1 protein-coding gene is annotated in these 8,398 nt (G+C 61.6%); it reads right to left on the reverse strand.

The window, feature by feature from the left end:
* On the reverse strand, positions 1 to 8,339 hold an 8,339-nt coding region (locus tag J2X24_RS22310), incomplete at its 3' end, for an RHS repeat protein (RefSeq protein ID WP_209726287.1).
* Positions 8,340 to 8,398 lie beyond the last annotated feature (59 nt).

The following is an 8,398-nucleotide window of genomic DNA, read 5'->3' on the forward strand; positions in this document are numbered from 1 at the left end:
GTATCGACGACGACATTGCCGCCGCTGGCGACGGTGCCGTCGAGATTGACGCTGACGGGCCGTCTGACGTCGATCAGTTCGTTGCGTTTGTTATAAACGCTGTAGATCCGGGTGACATCCGTTGCCGCGAGGGAATCGCCGTGGCTGGCGATGTCGCGCAGGTCGGTCGTCCCCGCGTACCGGCTCTGGATCTGCAAGGTGGTATTGCCGTTGGCGTCGTAGAAGTAGACCTTGGCGACGCCATCGCCCATATTGGTGCGCCAGGCACGGCCGGCGGCGTCGTAGTCGGCGTATTCCTGGGCCTTGGCGAGGTCGCGATTGGTGTTGGTACCGCGCGCCATGAGTTCGCCATAGGCATTGTACCAGCTGTCGGTCGCCTGGACGGAGACGTACTGGCTACCGGTCCAGCTCCCCGCGCCTTCCAGGATCAATTGACCGATAGCATCGTAGCCGAACTGCTTTGCTTCCCGGATGGTCGTGTTGTTCGACAGCTTGCGGTCGTACCACTCGATCGTCTTCTGGCCGTTGGCGTCGTAGCCATAGGTGATCTTGAAGCCTTCGGCGTCGGTCTTGTCCTTCAGCCGCCCGCCCGGACCGTAAGTATAGGTCGTCGTCTGGGCGCCAGCCGTTCCATAGCCGGCGGTCGTCGTCAGCAGATTGCCCAGGCCATCATAGGTCGACAAGGTCCTCAGGCCGCTGGCTGTCGTCGCGATGGCGACACGGCCGAGATTGTCATAAAGGAAGGTCGTGACCTCACCCGTCGCTTCGGTCTTTTGTATGACCTGGCCGAGGTTGTTGTACACGAAGGTCGCCGAGACATCCTGATCCGTCGTATTGACGATGCTGTTGCCACTGACGGTCGAATAATCCGCCAGCTTGCGGGTCTCTTTCACACGCTGGCCGTTGTGGTCGTACTGATACTCGGTGATACGGTCGTCGGCATGGGCGCCTGGCGCGGCCGGCGGCGTGCCACCGGCGGTGAGTGTGCCCGTAAGCTTGGTCACATACTGGGTTTGCTTGACGACATTGCCTTCATGATCCAGTTCATACTTGGTCATGTAGCCTTCGGCGTCGACGGCGGCGATCTTGCGGCTCAGCTTGTCGTACCAGGTATAGCTGGTGTTGTTATTGCCGTTGGTCTGGCTGATCGCGTTGCCGTTCAGGTCATAGGTCGTCGTGGTCGTGACCGTGGCGGTCTGCGAGTTCCAGCCGTTTGCCACAAGGCTCCAGCTGCCCATGGGAACGCCCAGGACATTCGTCGCGGTCAGCCGGTTGGCGCTGTCGTAAGCATAGGTCGTCTCGCGCACGCTTCCCGAAGCAGCCGGCTGTGCCGCGGGGTTACCCGTTGCATGGGTGCCCGCGTAAGCCTTCTGGTTGATGACATTGCCGTTGTCATCATAGGCCCAGACCGTCAGCGCACCCACGGCATCGACCTGGGCCGTCTTGCGGTTCTGCTTGTCGTAATAGCTTGTGGTCACCGCACCATTGGCATCGGTCGCCGTCACCTGGTTGCCGCGAAGATCGTAGCTGAAGCTCTGGGTCGGGGTAACGGTCCAGGTGAAGCCGTTGATGTTCGTCGTGGTAACGGCATCCCCGGTCTGGGTGATCAGCTGGTTGTTCTTGTCATAGGCATAGTTCGTGGTGCGCGCCACACCGGCGATGCCCTGCGCTTCGACCATCTGCGTGCGGTTGCCGAAGGCATTATAGGTGTAGGCGGTTGTGACGGCGGGCGCCGTCGCGATCGCGGTAGAACCATCCATGGCGACGCCGGCGGGGGTCGTCTGGCTCGTCATCAGGCCGCGCTTGTCATACGCATAGGTGACCACGGCTCCCATGGCGTTGGTCATGGAGACACGGTCGCCGAAGGCGTTATAGTCGTAGGACGTCGTCTTGCCGTTGCCGTCGATGCTGGTCTTTACCCGGCCGGCATTGTCGTAAGTGAAGGATGTCTTGTTGTCCCGGTCGGCATCGGGGGTGATAGTGTTGTTGACGATCTTGTTGGCAAACCGTTTGACGTAATCGACTTCGCCCGCGTTATTATAGACGGTCTGCGTCCAGTAGTCCTCGGTATCGCGCTGGGCAATCTGGCGGCCGGCGGCGTCGTAGTAGAAGTAGCCGGAATAGCCCCTCGCGTCGGTAACCTTGATCTGTTCACCGAAGGCGTTCTTCTCGCTGACCGTGACCGCGCCATTGGTCATGTTGGTCGTCGTCACCACCAGGCCGGTGCTGTTGTAAGAATAGGCATAGCTGGTGCCATTGCCGAAGCCGTCGCGCGTTTCCTTCACGCGCCCCTGCTCATCATAGATGCGCCACGTCGTTGCCTCGGCAACGCCCGAGCCGGCAGCCGTGATCTCTCTCCGTAACTGGCCGTCAGCCCAGTAGAGATAGGTCGTTTCCGCCTCGTCCGCCGTTCCGTAAGCGACTTTGACCGACGTCGTCCGTCCCATGCCGTCATAGGCATAACGGGTCGCGATCCCCATCGGATCGGTCACCTGCTGCAGACGCCCGGCGCCGTCATAGGCATAGGTCGTGGTCCGGGCATTCGCCGTGTTCGCGCTGGCCCAACCGTTCGCATCAGAAACGTTCCAGTTGACCGGGGTATATACCGCCGCGTACTCGACCTTTTGTGTCACCTGGCCGTCGGCATTGTAGGTGTAACCCGTGACATAGTTTTCGGCATTGATGGCGTAGAGCTCGCGCCCAGCGGCGTCATAGGTTGTGCGTGTGACGCGCGCACCCGTGGGATTGGCGTCCGCCCAGCTCTTCATCTGGGCAAAGGTGCGATCACCGGAGACGCTGTGCAACGCGGCATAGGCATAGGTCGCAATGACACGCCCGACCTTGTCGTAAGAGACGGCCCTGACCGAGTTGTCTGGATTGATGATGAAGTTTACGCGATCGGCGGCGTCATAGGTATAGCGCGTGACCCGGTTGGCCGGATCGGTTTCGGACAGCACATTGCCATTGGCGTCGTAGGTGTAGGACGTCACCAGGTTCAGCTTCGGCGACGTGCCCGGATCGACGGTCTTACTGGTGACACGTCCGGCCGCGTCGTAAACGAACGTCGTGGTGCGCGCATCGGTCGTCTTTCCGACGATCCAGCTCGCCAGATCGGACAGCGTTCCGGAGTTGCCGGTCGGGTAAAGCACGGCATACTGGACCGACTGCGTCACATTGTCATTGGCGTCATAGCTGTAAGCCGTCACCGCACCGGCGGCATCGACCGAGAAGGCCAGGCGTCCGCCGGCGTCATAGGCCGAGCGGGTAAGCAGGTAAGTCTTGCCGCCGATCCAGGCCGTCATCTGGGCCAGCGTCCGGTTGCCGGCCACGTCGTAAAGCGTATTGTAGGTCTTCGTCTGGATCAGACGGCCTTCGTCGTCATACGTATATTGGCTGACCCGGTTCTCAGGGTCGATCGTAAAGGCCAGGCGGTTGTTGCCGTCATAGACATTGCGCGTGATCCCACCTGCCGCATCCGTCTTTTTGATCACATTGCCGGCGGCATCATACTCATAGGACGTGACCAGGTTCAGACCACCCGGATTAAGCGTCTCGCTGGTCAGGCGGCTGAGCTTGTCATAGGCATAAGACACCACCACGCCCGCAGGCGAGGTCATCGACACAACGCGCCCGGCATCGTCATAAGCCCATTGCGTGGTGACGTTCAGACCGCCGTTATCGACGATCTCCTTCAGCTTGCGGCCTTCCAGGTCGTACTCGTACCGCGTCACCACAGTGTTGGCGTCGGTCACGGTCAGCACCTGCCCCTTGCCGTCATATGACCGCTCAGTGACCAGGTTCAGGCCGGTTGGATCGACCCTCTGACGGAACACCCTGGATGCAGCATCGTAGTCGTAGGTCGTCTCGATGCCACGCGCATCGGTCGTCCTTGTCAGCACCCTGGCGCTGCTGTAGGCGTGAGTTACAGTCCCGGCGCCATCGATTGTCCTGGTGAGGTTGCCGTCGAGATCGTACTCATAGGTGGTCGTTTCGCCGCCCGTGATCGCGATCCTGACCGTCTGGCCATAGGCATTGCTGGTCGTGGTCGTCACCACACCGTTGGCGTCGGTCACCGTCACCTGGCGGTCGAACAGGCTGAAGGCGTAGCTGGTCTGCTTGTTGTTCCGGTCGGTTATCTGGACGACACGGCCAAGAGCGTCATAAACGAAGCTGGTCGTCTTGCCCAGGGCATCCGTCTGGCTGGTCAACTGGCCGGCACGGTCATAAGCGCTCGTCGTGGTATTGCCGGCATCCGTCACCGTCTTCTGCCGCCCGAACGCGTCATAGGTGTAAGACGCAACCCGCGCCAGACCGCCCACATCGGCGGTCGAGGTCTTCAGCAGGCCACGGCGGGTGTAAAGCGTCTCCGTCCGGACCGTCGTGGCCCCCGACAGAGGATCGACGCGTGCCTGCAGCTCGCCGAAGGCGTTATACTCGAAGCTCGTCGTCTTGTTCAGAGCATCGACCGATGAACTGATTTGCCCCAGTGTGTTGAAGTTCACCGTACGCGTGCTGGCGCTGGCGGCAATCGCCGCAACCCTGTCCGTCAGGGTCGAGGTAATGAGACCACCTGACAGTGAGGCAATGCTTATCTTCGAGGTGTAGGTGGTAACCGTCGTCTTTTCGCCAAAGACATTGTAGCCGTATTTCGTGACGTCGCCGGTTCCGTTGACCTCATAGGCCAGGCGGCCGTTGATGTCGTAATAGTAGAAGACCGGACGGCTGTCCGAATCCATGGTCTTGATCAGCCGGCCGGCAGCGTCATAGACGTAGGAAATCTGGTTGCTGGCCCATACCGCGTCAATGTCGGCCGGGGTTGGATTAGCGCCCAGGCCGGCAATCCGATTCGCCCCCTCCCCGGTCAGTTCCGCACCCTTACGGCCCAGGCTGTCCCAGCGGATCAGATGGGTCCGGCTATCCACGTCCCCGTCCGCAGTCGTCGAGCTGGCCGTGCTTTCCTTCATCAGGTTGTAAGCCGCGTCGTAAACGTAGGTCGTGACCTCTGTCGCCCCGCCCTGCAGGATCAGGGTCTTTGTCAGAACGTGACCGTACCGGTCGTAGGTGTAATCGGTCGTCTGCGGCGTGGTGGCAGGCAGGTTGCTGTGGAGTTCAGAGACCGTAATCGGATTTTGGACATTGTTGACGGCGTCATAGCTGAGCGCCGTCAGCGTGCTGACGCTGATATTGCGCCCTTCCCGCACCCGTCCGACATAGCCGGCCGGCGTATATTCGTCATAGGTCGTGACATTGCCCAGGCCATCGATCTCGGCACGCAGCAGCCCACGGCCGTCATAGACCCACCAGTTGTTGATGTCGTCGGCATGGCTGCCCACATCGGCCAGCAGGGTCGCGAAGCTGCCGCTGGCGCGGTTCGCCGCATTAGTCGCGTTATTGTAAGCCTTCGTCTGGACCTTGCGGCCGCCGCCGTCATAGATGATCTGAGCAAGGTAGCCGTCGGCATCAAGCGTGCCGATCAACTGGCCGTCGCTGTTGTAGAAGTGCCGCGTCACGCGGTCGTTCGCGGCATCGGCCGTCGGCAGGACCAACCGGACGGGGGCTACCGTCTTGAAGCCGGTGACGGTCGCCGCGGCGAGCTTGCTGGCATATTCGGTCGTGGCGATCAGCCGGCCGGCGGCGTCATAGGTGTGCGCCGTCACACCGCCCTGAGCATCGATCTGCTCGATCAGGCGGCCGTCAGCGTCATAGACGTTCCAGTTCCAGCGGTCGTTGGCCGTATCCTCCGCCGGCAGGACGCTCGCAAGGGGCACAGCCGCCGAACTGCCGGTCCGGCCATCCAGCGTGCTCAACTGCCCGGACGTTACCTTGTTCGCATACTGTATCGTCGCGACCAGTTGGCTGTTGCCGTCGTAACGGTAGACCGTGATCGCCCCGTCCGGTGCGACATCGGCGACCTTGCGGCCCAGCATGTCATAGACATAATGGGTCTTCAGCCCGCTCGCATCGGTCGTACGGATCAGGTTGCCGACGGAATCGTAGACATAGCTCGTGGTCGCCGTCAGGCCGCCATTGCCGCTGTCGGTAACGCTGATCAGTTCGCCCGCGCGGTTATATACCGACGTCCGGACCGTACCATTGGCAAACGTCACGGCCGTCTGCAGACCTGTGGAGCTCTGGGTATAGACCGACGTCGTCTGCTTGCCGTTGTAATCCGTGCTGCTCAGGGTCCGGCCCAGGCCATCATAAACGAAGGTTTCCGTCGCACCGGAACCCGACAGCTGGCGGTTCAGCATCCGGCCGTACGGATCATAAACATAGGTGGTCGTGCTGGCGGTCGCGACTATGCCGGCGCCATTGGCGTCGGTATCGGCAAAGTTCGTTACAGACTGTATTTGCCCGCGCGCGTCATAGGCCATGTCGGTGCGCTGCAACTGCGTCTTATCGACCGGGGCGCTCGCCGCCCAGGTGTTCAGGTCCGCCTCCGCGAGAGCCCCCTGGCCGAGATAAAGCAGGCCCGTATAACGCAGGATGCTCGTCTGCTGGCCATAGCTGTTGTAGACAAAGCGCGTGACTTCGCCGCGCGGACTGACGGTGTAAACCAGACGACTGCTGGTATCGTAAACATAGCGCGTCGTCGCCGCCACCGATGTGCCCGCCGCCTCCGTCTTCGTCAGCAGCTGGTTGTTGGCATCATAGCTATAGGTCGTCGCAACGCCATAAACGTCGACCATCGACGTCCGGTTGCCCTTGCTGTCGTATGTGTACGCATAGGCCGTCGCCTGCGGGCTGCCGCCCACCGCGATCAATGGCTGCGCGATCTCGACACTCATATGCTGGCCGCCGGCAGCCGTGCCCTGGACCATGAACTCCACGTTTACCGCCTCGGCCGGTGCCGTCGCCGACAGGCTGCCGAAGTTCGCCGTGGCGATACCGCTTGCCCCAAGCGTGCCGCCCGGCGTCAGGGCCACTGAACTGGTCGATATCAGGCTGTTGTCGGCCCGGCGCCACATCGCATTAAGCGTGAGCGCGCTCGCGCCCGAACTGGCCGTATAGACGCTGAACTGGACATTCTGCCCGGGAGACACGGGCGTGTATGCCGTGAACCCCTGCCCCAGGCGCATGTTCCAGCCGGCAGCCGGCATCGTGCCGTTCGTCTGCCGGCGATAGACGCTGACCCCGCCATCGATCTCGGTCGACTGCGCCGTCGTGATCGACGAACCGGAGCTCGCAAGGTCATTCCAGCTGGTGGCGTAATTGCTGAACAAGGGATCGGACGAAGGCCCGCTGTAGAGCAGGTTGCCAGATGCGTCATAGGTAAAGGCCAGGGCCTGGGCGGGAGCGCCCGCCGTAGCCGGCTGGGAGACCAGCCGCGTCAGCTGCTTCTTGCTGTCGTAGGTCAGCGTCGTCGTATTGCCCTGCTGGTCCGTGACGACCGTGTTGTTGGAGTTGTAGGTGAAGCTGGTGGTCGACGTCGTGCTGACGCCGCCGACCGTCGACACCGTCTGGACCAGGGTCGAAACCCGGTTGGACCCATCATAGGTGATGTCCAGCAGTGTGCCGTCGCTTTGCGTGATCCGCGAGATCTGCGTGCTCGTGCCGACATAGTCATAGGTCGTGACGTAGGTCTTGCCGTCGCTGATCGCATTATCTTCAGGCGTCAGATCCACCGTCACCGTCGTCAGGCGGCTGGGCGTGTTGGTGTCGTAAGTGTACCGGGTCCGCGTCCCGATCAGGACGTTGCTGGCATTGTAGGTGGCGATCGAGCTGAGCAGCGAACCCGTATAGGTCAGGCTGAGATACTCGCCGTTCGCCGTCGTGATCCGGCTCACCCGTGAACTGGTGTAGGTATAGGTCAGCTTGTTGCCGCTGGCGTCCGTCGATTCCATCAGACGGCCGCTGTTGGCGCCGTCGTAGAGATCCCATGCCCGCGTCGCCCCGTCGGTCCAGGTCCACCTGTTCGTACCCGCATCGAAGGTCAGAGTGTCATAGGCGCCATCGGACTCGGTGCCGACATAGGCGCTGCGGGTGGCGTCCCACGTATAGGTGATGTACGAGCCATCCCCCGTATAGTGCCGGATCGTGCTGCCCGCCGTGTTCACCGTGCCGGCCAAGGTGTTGGTCATCCGGCTGAAGTTCAGCTGCCAGTCATTGCTCGTATAGCTGGCCAGGCTGTTATAGTGGCTGGAGATCCCCGCATCGATCCCACGGCCGAACAGCATCTCGTCCTGGTTCTGGACCATCAGGTTGCCGGTCGCCGCATTGACCGTCACACGCGTGCCCGCCTCACCCAGCCGGCTGTCGCCAATCTGCCCCGCACCGCCCAGAACCGTGGCCGAGCTGTTCTGAAGGCCAAAGTTGGCACTTGTGACGATCGCTACCATGATGAATCCCCTGTCGCACGGCCCCAAGCCGCACCCTTCAGAGAACTAATCGAACAATC

This window comes from Asticcacaulis solisilvae (genome assembly GCF_017875235.1).
Classification (GTDB): Bacteria; Pseudomonadota; Alphaproteobacteria; order Caulobacterales; family Caulobacteraceae; genus Asticcacaulis; species Asticcacaulis solisilvae_A.